This window comes from Aliivibrio thorii (genome assembly GCF_057368585.1).
Genome location: NZ_CM170655.1, coordinates 1,149,696 through 1,166,309 on the forward strand (window position 1 = coordinate 1,149,696; position 16,614 = coordinate 1,166,309).

Annotated in this window: 21 protein-coding genes; 16 read left to right on the forward strand and 5 right to left on the reverse strand. The window is 34.5% G+C overall.

Annotated features, from left to right (window positions below):
- The first annotated feature begins 10 nt into the window (after positions 1-10).
- Positions 11-541: a hypothetical protein gene (locus AC2IP4_RS19245; RefSeq protein ID WP_155663177.1), complete on the forward strand. Its 531-nt coding sequence runs from the start codon at positions 11-13 to the stop codon at positions 539-541.
- A 149-nt stretch (positions 542-690) separates the two neighbouring features.
- Here AC2IP4_RS19245 and AC2IP4_RS19250 read toward each other — a convergent pair whose 3' ends face one another.
- A complete protein-coding gene (locus tag AC2IP4_RS19250) occupies positions 691-981 on the reverse strand; it encodes a hypothetical protein (RefSeq protein ID WP_486310892.1) in 291 nt (96 codons plus the stop codon).
- A gap of 335 nt (positions 982-1,316) precedes the next feature.
- Here AC2IP4_RS19250 and AC2IP4_RS19255 point away from each other — a divergent pair, with 335 nt between their 5' ends.
- Both AC2IP4_RS19255 and AC2IP4_RS19260 read left to right on the forward strand, forming a co-directional pair.
- Positions 1,317-1,463, forward strand: coding sequence for a hypothetical protein (locus AC2IP4_RS19255; protein WP_196581848.1), 147 nt, complete (start codon positions 1,317-1,319; stop codon positions 1,461-1,463).
- Between the two features lie 258 nt (positions 1,464-1,721).
- Positions 1,722-2,258 carry a nucleotidyltransferase family protein gene (locus AC2IP4_RS19260; protein ID WP_486310850.1) on the forward strand — a complete coding sequence of 179 codons (537 nt, stop codon included), beginning with the start codon at positions 1,722-1,724 and terminating at the stop codon, positions 2,256-2,258.
- Positions 2,259-2,434: 176 nt separating this feature from the next.
- Here AC2IP4_RS19260 and AC2IP4_RS19265 read toward each other — a convergent pair whose 3' ends face one another.
- Positions 2,435-2,830 (reverse strand): aegerolysin family protein, encoded by a 396-nt coding sequence (locus tag AC2IP4_RS19265; protein ID WP_375320614.1) that lies wholly within the window; start codon positions 2,828-2,830, stop codon positions 2,435-2,437.
- A gap of 298 nt (positions 2,831-3,128) precedes the next feature.
- On the opposite strand from AC2IP4_RS19265, the gene AC2IP4_RS19270 reads away from it, so the two are divergent.
- The 8 genes from AC2IP4_RS19270 (at position 3,129) to AC2IP4_RS19305 (ending at position 10,103) form a co-directional block, all read left to right on the forward strand.
- Positions 3,129-3,974, forward strand: coding sequence for an MBL fold metallo-hydrolase (locus tag AC2IP4_RS19270; protein WP_486310893.1), 846 nt, complete (start codon positions 3,129-3,131; stop codon positions 3,972-3,974).
- Between the two features lie 450 nt (positions 3,975-4,424).
- Positions 4,425-5,642 (forward strand): reverse transcriptase family protein, encoded by a 1,218-nt coding sequence (locus AC2IP4_RS19275; protein WP_486307470.1) that lies wholly within the window; start codon positions 4,425-4,427, stop codon positions 5,640-5,642.
- Positions 5,617-6,330, forward strand: coding sequence for a retron Ec48 family effector membrane protein (locus AC2IP4_RS19280; protein ID WP_486307471.1), 714 nt, complete (start codon positions 5,617-5,619; stop codon positions 6,328-6,330). Before AC2IP4_RS19275 ends, AC2IP4_RS19280 begins: the two co-directional genes overlap by 26 nt.
- Before the next feature lie 188 nt (positions 6,331-6,518).
- Positions 6,519-7,397, forward strand: coding sequence for a hypothetical protein (locus AC2IP4_RS19285; protein ID WP_486310894.1), 879 nt, complete (start codon positions 6,519-6,521; stop codon positions 7,395-7,397).
- 155 nt (positions 7,398-7,552) lie between these two features.
- Positions 7,553-8,179: a hypothetical protein gene (locus AC2IP4_RS19290; protein ID WP_486310895.1), complete on the forward strand. Its 627-nt coding sequence runs from the start codon at positions 7,553-7,555 to the stop codon at positions 8,177-8,179.
- Positions 8,180-8,389: 210 nt separating this feature from the next.
- Positions 8,390-8,734, forward strand: coding sequence for a type II toxin-antitoxin system RelE/ParE family toxin (locus AC2IP4_RS19295; protein WP_017020975.1), 345 nt, complete (start codon positions 8,390-8,392; stop codon positions 8,732-8,734).
- Positions 8,735-8,738: 4 nt separating this feature from the next.
- Positions 8,739-9,041, forward strand: a complete 303-nt coding sequence (locus AC2IP4_RS19300) for a helix-turn-helix domain-containing protein (protein WP_045104648.1) — start codon at positions 8,739-8,741, stop codon at positions 9,039-9,041.
- A 375-nt stretch (positions 9,042-9,416) separates the two neighbouring features.
- A complete protein-coding gene (locus AC2IP4_RS19305) occupies positions 9,417-10,103 on the forward strand; it encodes an RES family NAD+ phosphorylase (RefSeq protein WP_130066534.1) in 687 nt (228 codons plus the stop codon).
- 29 nt (positions 10,104-10,132) lie between these two features.
- Here the strand turns inward: AC2IP4_RS19305 and AC2IP4_RS19310 are convergent, their stop codons facing one another.
- Positions 10,133-10,783 carry a helix-turn-helix domain-containing protein gene (locus tag AC2IP4_RS19310; protein ID WP_130066533.1) on the reverse strand — a complete coding sequence of 217 codons (651 nt, stop codon included), beginning with the start codon at positions 10,781-10,783 and terminating at the stop codon, positions 10,133-10,135.
- Positions 10,784-11,049: 266 nt separating this feature from the next.
- Here AC2IP4_RS19310 and AC2IP4_RS19315 point away from each other — a divergent pair, with 266 nt between their 5' ends.
- From AC2IP4_RS19315 to AC2IP4_RS19335, 5 genes are all read left to right on the forward strand, one after another.
- Positions 11,050-11,454, forward strand: coding sequence for a hypothetical protein (locus AC2IP4_RS19315; protein ID WP_486310896.1), 405 nt, complete (start codon positions 11,050-11,052; stop codon positions 11,452-11,454).
- 198 nt (positions 11,455-11,652) lie between these two features.
- Positions 11,653-12,798: an IS91 family transposase gene (locus AC2IP4_RS19320; RefSeq protein WP_486310897.1), complete on the forward strand. Its 1,146-nt coding sequence runs from the start codon at positions 11,653-11,655 to the stop codon at positions 12,796-12,798.
- A gap of 727 nt (positions 12,799-13,525) precedes the next feature.
- Complete coding sequence (locus AC2IP4_RS19325) at positions 13,526-13,780, forward strand: type II toxin-antitoxin system Phd/YefM family antitoxin (RefSeq protein ID WP_012551865.1); 255 nt, start codon at positions 13,526-13,528, stop codon at positions 13,778-13,780.
- Positions 13,771-14,085: a type II toxin-antitoxin system RelE/ParE family toxin gene (locus tag AC2IP4_RS19330; protein ID WP_011263487.1), complete on the forward strand. Its 315-nt coding sequence runs from the start codon at positions 13,771-13,773 to the stop codon at positions 14,083-14,085. The genes AC2IP4_RS19325 and AC2IP4_RS19330 overlap by 10 nt, the downstream gene beginning before the upstream one ends.
- A gap of 166 nt (positions 14,086-14,251) precedes the next feature.
- Positions 14,252-14,740 (forward strand): lecithin retinol acyltransferase family protein, encoded by a 489-nt coding sequence (locus AC2IP4_RS19335; protein WP_486310898.1) that lies wholly within the window; start codon positions 14,252-14,254, stop codon positions 14,738-14,740.
- Positions 14,741-14,926: 186 nt separating this feature from the next.
- Here AC2IP4_RS19335 and AC2IP4_RS19340 read toward each other — a convergent pair whose 3' ends face one another.
- On the reverse strand, positions 14,927-15,355 hold the full coding sequence (locus AC2IP4_RS19340) for a hypothetical protein (protein ID WP_486310899.1): 429 nt from the start codon (positions 15,353-15,355) through the stop codon (positions 14,927-14,929).
- The gene (locus AC2IP4_RS19345; RefSeq protein WP_486310900.1) at positions 15,339-16,358 is read right to left on the reverse strand and encodes a hypothetical protein; all 1,020 of its coding nucleotides are present in this window, start codon (positions 16,356-16,358) and stop codon (positions 15,339-15,341) included. Before AC2IP4_RS19345 ends, AC2IP4_RS19340 begins: the two co-directional genes overlap by 17 nt.
- Positions 16,359-16,614 lie beyond the last annotated feature (256 nt).

The window sequence follows — 16,614 nt, forward strand, 5'->3', positions numbered from 1 at the left end:
AAGGGAAAATATGGATATTAATCGTATCGCTCAGATAATCTGCTCTGTGGCTGAGAGTGAAAATAAAGAACTATCTGATATTTCACAGGAAGGTATATTTCATATGCCTGAGTTAGCTTTTGCATATGAATGCGGTAAGGCAATTATCAAAGAATCAAAGAGTATCTTTGGTGAAACGACAGTTGAATGGTGTAGGGAATGCGATCTTAAAAATGGCGGACCAACTGATTTAGTTTTTAAATTGGATTCTGGTTATACCATAGCAATTGAATTTAAGTTGCGAGATACAACGACAGCATATCAAAACGATATTGAAAAACTTGGTCGGATCAAAGAAGAAAAGTGTATAAGATTATTCTGTGCTCTAGTCGACGTATTTAACCATCAATTACCTGATGATGGTCGTCAAGCATATATTGAATGTTTACCTAATTATCAAGTAAAGCCACTTCATAAAGTAACGTTCGATACCAAACAAAGTAGGTATGTAAAACCTGTATCTTGTGTAGCGTGCGTTTGGGAAGTTGGTCAGTCGTTGTAGGGCGAAACATAACAATCGCATCAACACGATTTGCTACATTCGGCATTCTAGGTTTCTTTGAGTTTACCGTGTTAAGTGGTAAATTGAGCTTAATCTTCATGGTAGCAAACGTGTTATGCAGGCGTTATACGGGTGTTTTACATCGATGGTTATGCTTCAATCAACCCATCAATATTATAAAATAATAGGGTTCCAAATATAGCCATAGTTACAGCGTAACCAATTGAAATGGCAATTCCATATGATATTGAGTGGTTTTGTTTCTCTTGGTTTTCTACGACCTTATCTTTATCGAAGGCTTGTACGAAATTGGCGGGAAACTTAGTTGGTAATGGTTGAATGGACAATTTCCCAATGCTTAAAATTAAAATAATTAGGCGTCCAATTTTATATGCAAATGGATTTCCTAAAATGATAATTAAATGAGCAATAGCGTCCATTTTGTTCTCTTGATTTTGTGTCGGTTGTAAGTATCATAACCGTATTTAGCTAGTGTAACTGAGGGTAATATCTTGGTACCACGCAATTAATTTTATCTGTGCCGTATAACAAAGCCATCAACACGATGCTTATAACATTCGGCGTTTTTGGTTTGAAGTATAATTGGTTTTGAAAGTTGGTCGTCAGCACGTGTTATGGCGGCGTTATAACCTAGGTGAGATATTTCTCAAATACACTTAAATATTAATTGTTTAAGTGATAGTTAAGGTAGAATTGATTTCATACTATAGATTGCAGCTATTTAGTAATCATTGAATAAAAAAGGACTTTGAAAATGACAACTCTTCAAAAAATTGCAATTGGGCTTGGATCTGGTTTACTTGTTGGATCTGTTTCAACGGTGCTACCTAGCTTACAATTTTGGTGTTTTGTCATTGGATTAACTCTAGTTAATTACGTTATTGTTACGAAGAAAAAATAAAGCAAATAATTGATAGTTATCGGTGCCAAAGAGCATGACTTGCTGGAAATAAGATGATCAAGGTAGTGATTATAATGTTGAAGGTAAACAGTTACGGTTTCAGTAACATTATCAGATGGTTATAACAAATGCATCAACACGATTTGCTACACTCGGCATTGTCAGTTTGCCTTTAGTTTCAGTGATTAAGGCGTTAAAATTCAGCTAAGCCTATATCGTAGCAAACGTGTTATGCAGGCGTTATAACGCAGGGTGGTTATGGATAGAATTATCACATTAATTGAGAAAGATGAATTAAGGGTTAAAGCTCTTGATTGTGTTCGGCAGCTCAATTTACCTCATTGCTATTTAGCCGCTGGTTTCGTCCGAAATTTGGTGTGGGATCATTTGCATCAGAAATTAGTATCAACGCCTTTGAATGACGTTGACGTTATTTATTTCGATGAAACTGAATCTAATCCTGAAAACTACAAACTAATAGAATCTCAGCTTTCTGCATTGATGCCAGAATTGAATTGGGAAGTGCGTAATCAAGCAATTATGCACAAACGAAATGGTGATAAACCGTATTTAAATATTATCGACGCAATGAGTTATTGGCCAGAAAAAGAAACAGCGGTAGCCATACGAAAATTAGGCAATGGAAAATATGAATGTATTTCTGCTTTTGGCTTTGAATCGTTGTTCAATTTGCAGGTTACACATAATCCGAAACGTTCTTTAGAAATTTTCAGTGACCGTGTAACGTCGAAAGATTGGCTGAGTCATTGGTCTAAATTGAGAACTGCGTTATAACAAATGCATCAACACGATTTGCTACATTCGGCGTTGTCAGTTTGCCTTTAGTTTCAGTGATTAAGGCAGTAAAATTCAGCTAGGTATGTATGGTAGCAAACGTGTTATGCAGGCGTTATATGCAAAAAATGAGAATATAAGCCTTAATGACTAGCCAAATCATTAAGGCTTATTTTCTAGCTAGTTGTTACTGAAACAAACTGTTCGATAGAAACCAGTTTAACTGTCAGGTTCATCGGTTGGTCTGTTTTGTTATAGCGAACAAATTCATTGAGAGTGTAAGTTTCACCTTTAAATTCACATTTTAAGGATGCAGAATTATCACCTGAGTAGGGATTGTTAAAGGTTAGTGTGTATTTAGCTGTATTTTCGGCACTATATTCAATTTGACCAGTTACGCCGTAAGATGCACCTGTTTGTTTTCCAGCATTAAAGGTTGCTGTATCATCAATAAGAACTTGCTTATCTGGTTGACCATTTTCACGCCACTTTCCGTGTTTTAACTTTGCTTCTTTCAAGAATAAAGTGCTATTTGTGTCATTTGAAATTGAACCAATTATATCTCTGTGCATTATATTATACCTATTGACGTTGTTTGAAATAATAAGTGATCCGACAACAATAATAACTACAACTTTTTCTGAATCACTTAAACACTATAGGACACGAAAAATGTGGTTCAAGGAAAAGTTAAAATTTATTAAATGCATATAACAAATGCATCAACACGATTTGCTACATTCGGCATTCTAGGTTTCTTTGGGTTTACCGTATTTAGTGGTAAATTTGAACTTAATCTGCATAGTAGCAAACGTGTTATGCAGGCGTTAAGCGCTAAGGCTCAAATTTATATTTATAGGTAATCCCCTTATGATACTGACATCTTTAATTGATAATACAAGATTGAATAATCGAACTGACCTAGCGATAGAAAGAGGGTTATCTATTCACGCAAGCACAATGGGAAAAAGTATATTATTTGACGCTGGAAGCAGTGAAGCTTTCTGTGATAATGCTACTTTATTGAATGTTGATATTAACAATGTAGACGCAGCTGTTATTTCACATCGTCATCATGATCATTGTAACGGGGTTACTCACTTTTTAGATCGTAACTTGAAAGCTCCAGTGTATTTTCGTGAATGCGAAGAAACCAATTATTTATTCAAAACATTTGGCTTTAAAAGCAATGTTGGCATAAATAAACAGTTATTGGTCAAAGGTGCTAGTCGACTAATCTTTGTTAATCAAATGACTGAAATATCTCCTAATATTTTCATCATCACAGATTTAAGTAATAAATATGCTAAGCCAAAAGGTAATCAATATCTTTTTACTGAATCTGATGGTTGTTGCAAACCTGATAGCTTCGATCATGAATTATTACTCGTCGTAAAAGAAAATGACGGGCTTATCGTATTTACTGGCTGTGCTCATAGCGGTGTTCTGAATATGATAGATACTGCAATTAGTCACTTCCCAAATACAAAAATCAAAGCAGTTGTTGGTGGTTTTCACTTGGTCGGATTACCATTATTTAATAGTATTGGTGGGACTAAAAAGCAGATCGAAGAAATTGGTGAATCTATCTTAAATTATCCAATAGATAAGTTGTATACAGGTCACTGCACAGGAATGAAAGCCTATCATATTCTAAAAGGCGTGCTTGGCGATCGCTTAGAATATTTCCCAACCGGTCGTAGTATTACGATCTAACGTTGGAAGCGCTTAACAATCGCATCAACACGATTTGCTACATTCGGCGTTGTCAGTTTGCCTTTAGTTTCAGTGATTAAGGCGTTAAAATTCAGCTAAGTCCGTATCGTAGCAAACGTGTTATGCCGGCGTTATAACTAAATTTTTAGTTGCGTAGTAATAAGTTAGTGTTACAATATGCAATGCGTAAGCGTTTCGCTTACCTGTTGCAACTGACAATTTTATGTATTTACTTAATGCTCTTTTTTCACAAAAAGAGAGCGCTGAATTTCGATTCAGCTTGTGCCAAGCCGCACCCTATGCGCTCCGCTCGCCCCTTCGGACCGAGAGTAGCGAAGGACGATAAGCTTTGCCAGAGGAATAGTGGCAGTTAGTAAATATAGTCAGTGAATACATCACTATTTCTCATTCTCTGGATAAAGAGTGGCTTAAGCTTATATTGTGGTTATTATGTTGAATCTCCATCCTAAAAAAACTTCAGATCGTTCAATAGCAACAGTTTCTAAACTATGCGAAGCCCTAGATATTACTAAGGCAGAGTTAGATCTCATATCAAAACTTGAACCAACAGAAAGGTATGTTCGTGATCTAATTGAAAAAAGTGATGGTAGTTATCGAGTAATTTATAAACCTCATTACCTTCTACGTAAAGTCCAGCGCAGAATTAATCGACGTATTTTTACACAAATCATTCATTGGCCTGATTATATTTTTGGCTCGATTCCAAATACTAAAGATGAACATAAGAAAGTAATTAAGCGAAAAGATTATGTTAGTTGTGCTGCTCAGCATTGTGAATCTAAAAGTATCTTGAAGTTAGATATTAAAGACTTTTTCGACAATATACATATTTATCATGTACATAAAATATTTACTAATTTCTTTAAATATAGTGAAGAGGTTGCTGATGTGCTTAGTGATATTTGCTGTTTTGAAGAGAGGGTGGTACAAGGAGCATTAACATCAAGTTATATAGCCAGTTTATGTCTATGGGATACAGAACCTCAATTAGTTGAACGCTTACAGCGATACAAGTTAACCTATACCCGATTGGTTGATGATATTACAGTCTCTTCTAAGGTATCAAATTTTCAATTTGATATGGCTCTTTCACATATCACGAGAATGTTAGAGGATAAAGATCTTCCAATTAACCATTCAAAAACAAAAATATTATACGTTTCAATTACACCATTATTGGTACATGGAATGAGAGTCAACTTTTCTGAGCCAAGGTATCCAGCAAATGAAATTAAAAAACTTAGAGCTTCAGTTCATAACATTGAACAGTTGGCTTCTCAAGTTGGGTATCGTACGACATTTGCATATCGAAAAGATTTTAATCGCTGTTTAGGTCGAGTTAATAAATTAAAAAGAGTAGGCCACAATAAACATAAGGTACTAATAAAGAAGTTAAATAAAATATATCCTTTACCTTCTAAGACAGATTTAAAAAGAATAAATTTATCTGTTAAGAGATTAGAATCTGATTATGAAAATAAAAAAGAAACTTATTGGTATAAGAAGCGTTTTTATATGGCACAAGAACGATTAAATATATTGAATCGGACATTTCATCAATCTGCGATTGAGTTACGTTTCCGTTTAAATCAAATCAAACCACATTATGATGATATTGAAAATGGTAAATCCAGAAAACTTTTTTAAACGTTTATACATTAGTCTTGGAGTTATTGTTGCCATAGGGTTAGTTTTTATCATAGTGTCGGTCATTTCGACTGTATATGAAACTAAGTCTTATGAATTAGATATTTGTTTTACAAACGAATGTCTAAAGTTTACAAAAGAACTTTATAAGTATTCAATAGAATCGTTTTTTTCATTAGTTTCACTTGTCGGAACTTTTGCAACTGTTGGTGGCATTATTGTTGCTGTTCATACATATATGAATAATGTAAGTTCTAATGCATTAAGTAATCATATTGCTCATTTGCAGATATTCCAAGAATATTTGACGATAGAAGTATCGAAACATGATAGATTAAATTTGTCTGCTATTGATATTTACGGTTGGTATAACTCGATATTTCAGCATTCAAGAAAGGGAAGTATTAAAGTATCAGATGACTATCGTTCTAGAGTTGTAAATATTAATGAGAATATTTTGGCTTCAAATACAGAGTCTAAAATAGCAATAAATGGATCATTCAGATACAAAATACATCAGCAAAGAATGACAAAAGTCTTACATGAATTTGGAATTAATATTGGTTTCCATCCAAGAAATGATTATTTTGAAATTGAAACTCAAGTGTTATTGTTAATCGAATCGGTTAATAAATCTTTTTGCCCGTCATCAGGGGTTATTCTTTTTTCAGAACGGGCATATATTTAGTTATAACAAATGCATCAACACGATTTACTACACTCGGCAATCTCAGTTTGCCGGGTGTTTCTCGTTTTAAGGCGTATATATTAAGTATAATTGCTAGTAGTAAACGTGTTATGCAGGCGTTAAATGGCTAAGGTAATTATTTTTTTAGTGGTAATATATAAAGATAATAATATTAGGTTTTTTATTTTATGAGCGATAATTTCTTAGTTAAAAATGCTGGATTGTGTTTTTTTGTATGGTTAATTTTTTTGGTCGGTGGATATTCTGTTACGTTTGATTTACATCCGCATTTTTCACGAGGTTGGATGGTGATTTGGGGCGGGGTATTTATTGCTTGTATTACAGCTCTTCTTGCATTTGACAATATGAATAAAATAGCTATTAAAAATCAGAAAAGGGAACAGTACTTTTCGTATTATGAGCTATTAACAATTTTACAAGAATGGCTTCAGTTTACTCAAAGAATTCGACGAGAAATTGAACCATCTATGAGGATTAATACTTCAGACCGTATTTTTTCGCATTCAAAAATAATGGTAGATAGTAGTTTTTCTCGAATTGATTTCGCTAAAATTGTTTTTGTCAATAAGGCTTTGTCATCTGACTTTTCAAATGATGATATTGAAGTTGAAAACTATGATTGCTTTAACGTCGGTAATCTTTCCGCAGCTGAATATAACTTTTTTGGATTTGTATCCGTACTAAAACAAAGAAATAAAATTTATGATAAACATATAAAAATAGCTATGTGTAGAGCAAAAGACCCCAAATTTTCATTTGAATTTAAAAATGAAAAGCTTAAAAATGAAGTTTCTTATATTGATTTCACCGATTATATACAACTAACAGAAGCAATGTTTAGTCTCTCAGACCAATTAATTCGTCATTTAGATTATCTGATTAATGAATTAGTTAAGCGCTCAGAGGAGGTCATCGATGTGAATGTTGCTAATGAAAATGGTGGTTTACCAAAGCTTTATAATATCAATCATCAAATAGATCTTAGTCTTCAATATATACCTTTAAGTAATAATGAGCATAGGAAGCTGAGGGATATTTATAATTAGCCATTTAACAAATGCATCAACACGATTTGCTACACTCGGCGTTGTCAGTTTGCCTTTAGTTTCAGTGATTAAGGTAGTAAAATTCAGCTATGTCTGTATCGTAGCAAACGTGTTATGCAGGCGTTATGTATATTCTTAAGTTTTTTGGATAATTAATGAATAAAAAAATAGTCTCAACATTGAAGTATATTGGTGTGTTTGTTTTAGGTTTTCTTACTAACTTTAGTGGTTTTTTAGACAATATTACGAATATTCCTAACTCATATAATGATTTTAAAAAGGTATATCTATATGACTCAGAACTACTTTCAGGGAATTGGTCAAATAACACTGAATATTTGCTGGATGGTGGAGAGTTAGGGTTAGATTTTAATCAGCCACGTGTAACTATGAGTTTAAGCGTTGATCAATATGGTGGTGTTAATGGCGAGATTTTAAGTAAAAGAGTTTGTGATACTCTTCCTCTTACATGGCATATCTCGATGGAAAGTCCGGAACCGAGTTTAAGTTCCTTTTTTCTTGATCGCCGATTTTACCTAAAACAGTTGAAAGCCGGAAAAATGGAAATTGTAGCTGAATTTAAACTTATCGAAACCGATGATAGAAAAAATGTTATTACTTTCAAACGTGTAGATGACTCTTGGAATATCCTTCCAGAAACGGTTCAACTTGCTAAGAATCTTCCTGCATATGACACAGATTTTAATGAATTAAGTGATTATTGTGCAGGCTCTTCACAAAGAATGAGAGAGCAGATTAAAAGAATCAGTATGGGTAATTAATATACATAACAAATGCATCAACACGATTTGCTACACTCGGCATTGTCAGTTTACCTTTAGTTTCAGTGATTAAGGCAGTAAAATTCAGCTAAGCCTGTATCGTAGCAAACGTGTTATGCAGGCGTTATAAGTACAAATTTGCATCAATACTTGATTATAGGTTTGATCCTATATAATATGTAGCCTATATTAAGGTTGTAGGGGATTATTATGTGGGAAGTTATTACTACGGATACATTTGATGAATGGTTTGATTCACTAAACGATTCAGAACGTGCAAATGTGATCGCAGGTATGTTGTTACTTCAAAATAAAGGTCCGCATCTTTCTAGACCTTACGCTGATACTGTTTATGGCTCGAAGTTTACAAATATGAAAGAGCTTCGTGTTCAAAGTAACGGTGATCCATTGAGAGCATTTTTTGCTTTCGATCCTGAGCGTAAAGGTATTTTATTATGTGCTGGTAACAAAGGCGGTAATGAAAAACGTTTTTACAAACAGATGATCCCAATAGCAGATCAAGAATTTCAAGCTCATTTGAATAATAGAGGGTAATAATATGGCACGTACACTTCAAGAAATAATGGCGAATGAAAAGCCAGAAGTTGTTGCTCAAGCTCAAGAGTTGGCAACAGAAATGTTATTAAACATTCATTTAGCAGAGTTACGTGAAAGAGCTTCTTTAACTCAGAATGAATTGGCTCTAGCTATGGGTGTAAAACAACCGACTATTTCTGGTATGGAAAAAGTAGGGCAAGATATTAAATTGTCATCATTAAAAAAATATATTGAAGCAACGGGTGGCAAGCTACGTCTTGATGTTGAAATGTCAGATGGTAGTCACTTTGGTTTTGCGGTGTGATGTACTTATAACAAATGCATCAACACGATTTACTACACTCGGCATCTCAGGTTGTCGGGTGTTTCTCATTTTAAGGCGTCAATTTTAAGTATAATTGCATAGTAGTAAACGTGTTATGCAGGCGTTATCTGCCTTTGGTTAATGTCACAATTAACATTAAGTATAAATAAGTAGCATCCTTTATAATTTAAGTAATTAAGTGACCTGTGATTGTAACGTATTGTTTGGAAAGTAATTTTTTTGTGATAATATGCAATTTCCACAAATGTGGAAATTACGTCCATTTTCAAATAGAGAATGGGTTTTAATACATAAGCAAACTAAAAGGAAAGCTTATGAGAAAATATATAAATACACAAAAAGGGTTACTTATTTATGGCAACATTGAATGGGGCGATGCTAATCGCCGAATTACGTAAATTAGCAAAAAGCAATAAACTACCAACAAGAACATATGCTCTAAACACTTTCTTATATCGTGTTCAGCCTAAAGGAAAACTAAAGGCGTACTTTATGCACGCACCAAGTGGAGATTTAGGTCGTTATAATGACCCACTTTATAAGTTAAAAGTAGGTTATTTTAGCTTGGCGGAATTAGATGCTATTGGAGAAACGTTTTGTCGTAATCGTAGTGTTCCGATGAAGAAAATTCGTTTTGGTCATAGTGATATTTTAGCTAAAGAGCTTACTGTAAGTTCTACAAAATTAGTAATTACAGTATTGGATGTTAGTGCTTTTATTGCAAAGATTGGTATTCCGTTGGATGAAATGACAGGTTTGAACTATGAGCTGTGTCAAGCAATTACTCAATTTTTTTCAGAAAACTCAAGTTACGGTATTGATGGTTTGGCTTATACCTCTCGTCATAGTGACATTGATAAATGTTTAGCATTGTGGGAATCACCGTCACGAACACAAGATGATTTATTTCAAACGGTCAGTATGAATCCATTAGCTGATTATGTTGAAAAAACGCATCTACCAAGTTATTGGAAATACAACAATATGGAGATTGTGGATATTTTATCTGAGATTTTCAATGTTGATATTTACTTCGACTAATTAACAAAAGCACCGTGATAGGCGGTGCTTTATTTTGCAATGTGTTTACCCATCAAAACCGCCTGAGTTCGTAATTGCTTATAGTGATTTTGTGATAAACCTTGTTTTAACATATCAATAGGTTTTCTATATTGGTTGGTTTCAATCTCAATTTCATCTATAAAAAATGAAGTTTGAGATACATAAGACAGCGCTTTCATTTCGTTTAACAACTCTTCAAAATATGGGACCTTGCCACTATCGGTAAATTGAAACGAAGGATAAACATAGTCACCGCCTTGAGGAATAGCCAATAGTTTAGACTTTTCTCTTTGGTTATTTACTGTTTGTCTTGATACCCCTAAAATTTTGCTAACTTCATTTGCTTTATAGAGTCCTCCTTCATTTCGTAGATCTGCGTAAAAACGCTCTTTAACTTCTAATTTTCGTTGTAATTTTTCTAATTCCCTTTGAGTAACTCTAGCTCTTGTTTGAGATAGTTTTAACGTTACTTCTGTAAGGCATTCTGTATCAGTCATAGCAAGTAGTTGTACAACTTCTTCATTTGTTGATACGCCAGACAAAACTTCATTCATTAAATTAATCAAACGAGCAGATAGAGCTTGAGTGAGCTTATCTTTCTGGCTGAAGTTGATTTTGTATTTATCAGTTGCTTCATGGACTAAAGTTGATGTTGTCATTTTGGGCTCCTTATTTACGTTTTATATTAGACTTGAACTTGTAAATCGTCAAGGTTATTTTGTAGGCGATTATATCTTTTTTAATAATAAACGCATTCATTGTGAAATAATGCATGTGAAAATGGCAGATAACAAATGCATCAACACGATTTACTACATTCGGCGTTCTAGGTTTCTTTGAGTTTACCGTATTAAGTGGTAAATTTAGGCTTAATCTGCATGGTAGCAAACGTGTTATGCAGGCGTTAATCGTACAAGGAGGTACAATGTATAAATTACGAAAACTGGAAGGTGAGCAAGGTTGGCTAGATGCGGATGGAGTTAAGATTTATACCATTTCAGCAAATGAAGAACCAATTAATATGGTCGCTTTTCATCAACGACTAACAGAGGTTAAATCTGAAATAACTCTTGAATGGGATCAAACTGCAGCGTTCGTTATTTTTCATAATGGTGCAAGTTGTAAGTATTTGGTTTTAGCTTGGTGGGGTAATGATAATGAACTATTTACCTCAGTATCAGTTCAAGTTAATGGGGTTTGGGTTGTAGATCCAACTAAATATTCGTTTTGTCTTTATGATATTGAAGTCATGTGGAAGGAACGTAATATCTACATTGAAACAATCGATTGTGAAAGTCCGTCATTGGTTAAGTATCGCACTAGCCGTTAGATGTACGTTTAACAAAGCAATCAACACGATGCTATTACACTCGGCATTCGCGGTTTAGAGTGTAATTGGCTTGGTAAGTAAATCGTTCGCACGTGTTATTGCGGCGTTAAATCTGCCGAGCAAGCTCGAAGAGTGCGCTGCCTCGTAATTCTCCCTCTTAAACATCTCCTTTCTGGTTAGATTTACTATGTTTACTGTATGAGTAAACATACAGTTCAAACCTTTTTGCAAAAAAGGTTTGAATCATATTCGAAGAACCATCGACTCCCTTTATATCAACTTAAGGGGATCAGTCGGCTTTCATCTTGTCGAACTTCGTCGATGGGAGGTCATGCGCTGTATTGTGATAATGGGCACCTCAATGGCTATTGGTACAATAGCTGTGGGCATCGAAGTTGCCCACAGTGTGGTGCTCTCAAAAGAGAGCAATGGCTTAAAAAAGTAGATTCGTTTATTTTAGATACTTCTCATCATCATTGGGTATTTACTCTTCCGCATGAGTTGCATGAAATATGGAAATATAACAGAGCGTTATGCCAGCAAACACTGTTCGATTCTGTTCGTAAAACTATTCAGATATTAAGCGCGGATGAGCGATTTCTAGGTGCTAAGGTTGGGTGTGTTTTAGCCCTACATACCTGGGCTCGAAATTTAACGTTTCACCCTCATATTCATTGTTTAGTTACCCATGGAGGATTAGGTAATGATGGTTGGGTTGAGCCAAAGAAAAGTATTCTGTTTCCTGCAAGAGTGATGATGAAGCTGTTTCGCGGTAAGTTCATTGCAGCGCTACGCGCAGCAATGAATAAAGGAGAGTTAAATTACCCTGAATCACTTTCTAAGCAAAATGTACTTAACCTTTTTAATAAATGGGGCGTTTTTGATTGGGTAGTTCATTGTACCAAACCGTACTCCCATGGTGCTGGAGTCGTTAAATATTTAGCGAGGTATGTTCGTGGCGGAGCCATAAAAAACAGTCAAATTATGCATGTATCAAACAAGGAAGTGCGAGTTAGGTATAAGTCTCATCAAACAAAGAAAACAGAAATGCTTAGGCTAAAGTCTAATCAATTTATTGAGCGTATATTGAGTCATATAGCGATACCGAAAAAACAGCAATATCACTTTGTTGGTTTGTATCATAATCGATGTAGAGAGAGACTGAATACAGCTCGACAGTATCTTGGCCAAGAGCGGATAAAGGACATTAGTCCTTTATTATGGCGAGAATACGCGGAAAGCAAAGGGCAAGTACCATGTTGTGATGAATGTGGAGGCAAGGTTACGGTATTGGCTCGATTCAGAGTGATAAACGGTGAATTTATTTTTTCATCGAAAATGTGATAAGGATTATTCTATTTCGTGTAGAAAGCTTGCTGCTGCAAGCGGTTCCAGTTATCGTGTGCTAGTTGGTTTATATGTTTGAAATGGGATGTTTTTTTAGATTGTGAAAAGTGTGATTTTTCTTGTTTTAGTATATAGAAATTACAAAGACATCGGCGCAGGCTTGCTCGGAAAATTTAACAGCTGCTGCAACCACATCACAATCGGCATATCTAACAATCGAATCAATGCGATGCTGTAACCTTCGGCATTCGCGGTTTAAAGTATATTTAGCGCTATTAATCCGTCGTTTGCACGCATTATTCTAGGCGTTAAATGAACTGTCTCAATGGATAATTAAGTGATACAATAGTGATACAATAGTGATACAATAGTGATACAATAGTGATACAATAGTGATACAATAGTGATACAATAGTGATACAATAGTGATACAATAGTGATACAATAGTGATACAATAGTGATACAATAGTGATACAATAGTGATACAATAGTGATACAATAGTGATACAATAGTGATACAATAGTGATACAATAGTGATACAATAGTGATACAATAGTGATACAATAGTGATACAATAGTGATACAATAGTGATACAATAGTGATACAATAGTGATACAATAGTGATACAATAGTGATACAATAGTGATACAATAGTGATACAATAGTGATACAATAGTGATACAATAGTGATACTTTGTTCTTTCGATAATGGAAACTGAATATGAAAGTTGAATTAGTCACTACATTAAAACGTCAAGCAACCAAGATTCTTTCTGAGCTTCATGCTTCAAAAGAACCAGTGTTAATTACAGAGCACGGTCAACCGTCTGCCTATTTGTTAGATGTTGATGATTACGAGTTTATGCAAAAACGAATTGCTATTCTTGAAGGTATTGCTCGCGGTGAAAAAGCAATTTCAGATAATCGTGTAGTTTCTCATGAAGTCGCAAAAGAGAAGATGAATAAATGGCTGTAATTAATTGGACTGAATCAGCATTATTAGATTTGGACGAAATTGCAGAATATATCGCTATTAATAATATCTTAGCGGCTAAGGCGTTAGTTCAATCAGTTTTCCATCGTGTTGAGCGTTTAGAGGATTTTCCATTATCAGGCCGTAGTGTTCCTGAGCTTCCTCATTTAGATTATCGTGAAATTGTATTGCCGCCATGCCGTATTTTTTACAAAGTAACCAACGATGATATTGTATATATTCTTTACGTCATGAGGGAAGAGCGCGAGTTACGCCAATTTGTTCTCAATGACCGTGGTTTGCAGTAAGAGTTCATTTAACAATCGCATCAACACGATTTGCTACACTCGGCGTTGTCGGTTTGCCTTTAGTTTCAGTGATTAAGGCAGTAAAATTCAGCTAAGTCTGTATCGTAGCAAACGTGTTATGCAGGCGTTATAAGCTCAGTAAATTAATCAAAATAAGGAAATAGTAATGTATACAGCAGGGACAGTATTAAAATTAGATTTCGGATCATTTTTTCATTATGGCATTGCCGATGGAATTGGTAACGTTATTCATAATTCTAAAACTCATTTAAAAGTAATCAAAGAAAACTATGATGATTTTAGTGAAGGAAAAACAATTATCGTTTGTAATGAAATTACAAGTGAAGAGCCGGAAAAAGCAGCTATACAGGCGGAACGCTATATTGGAATGCCTTATAACCTGATTAAATCAAATTGTGAGCATTTTGCACGATTGTGTCATGGTTTAGATATTGAAAGTACGCAAATACAACAATATATGCTGATTGCATTAGGTGCTGGTATTGCATTAAAAAGTGATAATAACTATTTAAAAGCGATCGGTGGAGCTACTGCTTTAGCAAGTATGCTTACTCCCGCTGAAGAAAACCCGTATCAAAATGTTGCTATAGCAAGTTTATTAGCAGCAGGTCTTGTTGCTTTGAACGAATCATAAAATCGCTTATAACAAATGCATCAACACGATTTACTACACTCGGCATCTCAGGTTGTCGGGTGTTTCTCGTTTTAAGGCGTCAATTCTAAGTATAATTGCTTGGTAGTAAACGTGTTATGCAGGCGTTATAGCTTTCTTTTTTAATAAAAGTTGAAGCGAAACTATGTGGTATAGCTCCGCTTCTTTTTAGATTTTTTTCAAATAAATCAAATGGATTCCAGTTGGAGTGATTTTGGTTAATTTTGAATTATATTCATATCCATATTTATTTAATAAATTCAAACTATAGAAACTGAAACCTATCGCGAAAAAGATACCTAATATTGCAGAGCCAATACAGATTTTATTCGAAAGTTGTATTGTTTTTTGAGAAAAAACATCATTGATTTTTTTTCCATAAAACATGGCAACGGGAAACTGGATCAATATTATAATTAAAGCTCCAAGCCCCCCAATTGGTACCCATAAAGTAATCAAAGACAACCTCACTTCATTTTGGTGATGGAGTAATGCTTGATAATCACTCCAAACAAAGAGTGTAGGAATCCACCATATAAAACACATGAAAAGAATAAATGGAATACCTAATAATCTTAGTTTAACTTTCAACGACATTTTTTAACTCCTGAACAATGCTATCTGAAACTTTATATTCTCCCCAAAGAATTTCTATTGTTAGATAGGTTAGGGCGACAGCAACTAATCCAACCCAGATTGCGCCACCAAATAAGAGAATAATAAATAGAGCCGCTTCACCTGCCCCAAATTGTAATAAGGCTTTGAACATATCTGAACCTACATTACCAAACCAATCAACTAAATGATAATCATCTTTAAACACTAAATTGGTTGTCGCAATACTTGCTGAGACTACAAAAGTTAAAACTCCAGCACCTTTGAATCCATTTGCTCTTGCTTTTGGGCTTAAGCCGACTTGTTGTACTTTTGGACTGTTAATTGGGTACTTTTTGCCGTTCATATTAATACGCGTACCATTCACTAGTGCGTGCATAATTTCTTTACCGTTCTTTTTACCTGAAAAAGCAATAAATTGCTTTCCTTTGCTTTCTACTATGTCAGCTTTGATGTTTATATCACCAAATTGCTTAACTAGATTTTTCGCATCAAAAATTGGAGTGGTATGTTGAAACCAACCATTTGCGGAATTGATACTTGCAGCTAAGGCTGCCGTATTCTTTCCTGCATCAACCCAAAAATTATTTAATAATTTATGCGTGTCCACTAAATCAAAAATAACGACATTTTGATGATTATTGTTTAATTCATCTTCTAGTGAACATTCCAAGTCCCAAGAATTATCTAATGCTTGCACAGCTTTAGATTCTTTGGTGACTAAAGGAAAATCGTAAGCTTTAGCTTTTTGTGATTCTTGAAAGCTTTTCATTGCGGCTTCGTTTTGAGCTTTTCGTTCAGTCATTTGCTTTTGATGAATTAACCCTCTTTCGGACACGACAGGGTTACGTTGCATTTTTTTATCGGCAGCAGGTTGAGCTTCATATTGAGCAACCGCTTCATCATAAGTTATATTGGTTGAGGGGCTTTCCCAAAACATTGAACGTTTATGAGGAAATGGGTATTCAGGTTTGTGCTCAGCCATTCTTTATTAATCCTAATTTATTATTAGCTAAATGGTACCTGAAAAATAGTAACCATTTTTACTGAATATTTAGGTAATTTGACTGAATTTCACAATATTAACTATTTGGGCTAGATCCTTGTCTTAACTTTACATGTTGGGGTTAAGCAGCTATAACAATCGCATCAACACGATTTGCTACATTCGGCGTTGTCAGTTTGCCTTTAGTTTCAGTGATTAAGGCGTTAAAATTCAGCTTGGTTTGTATAGTAGCAAA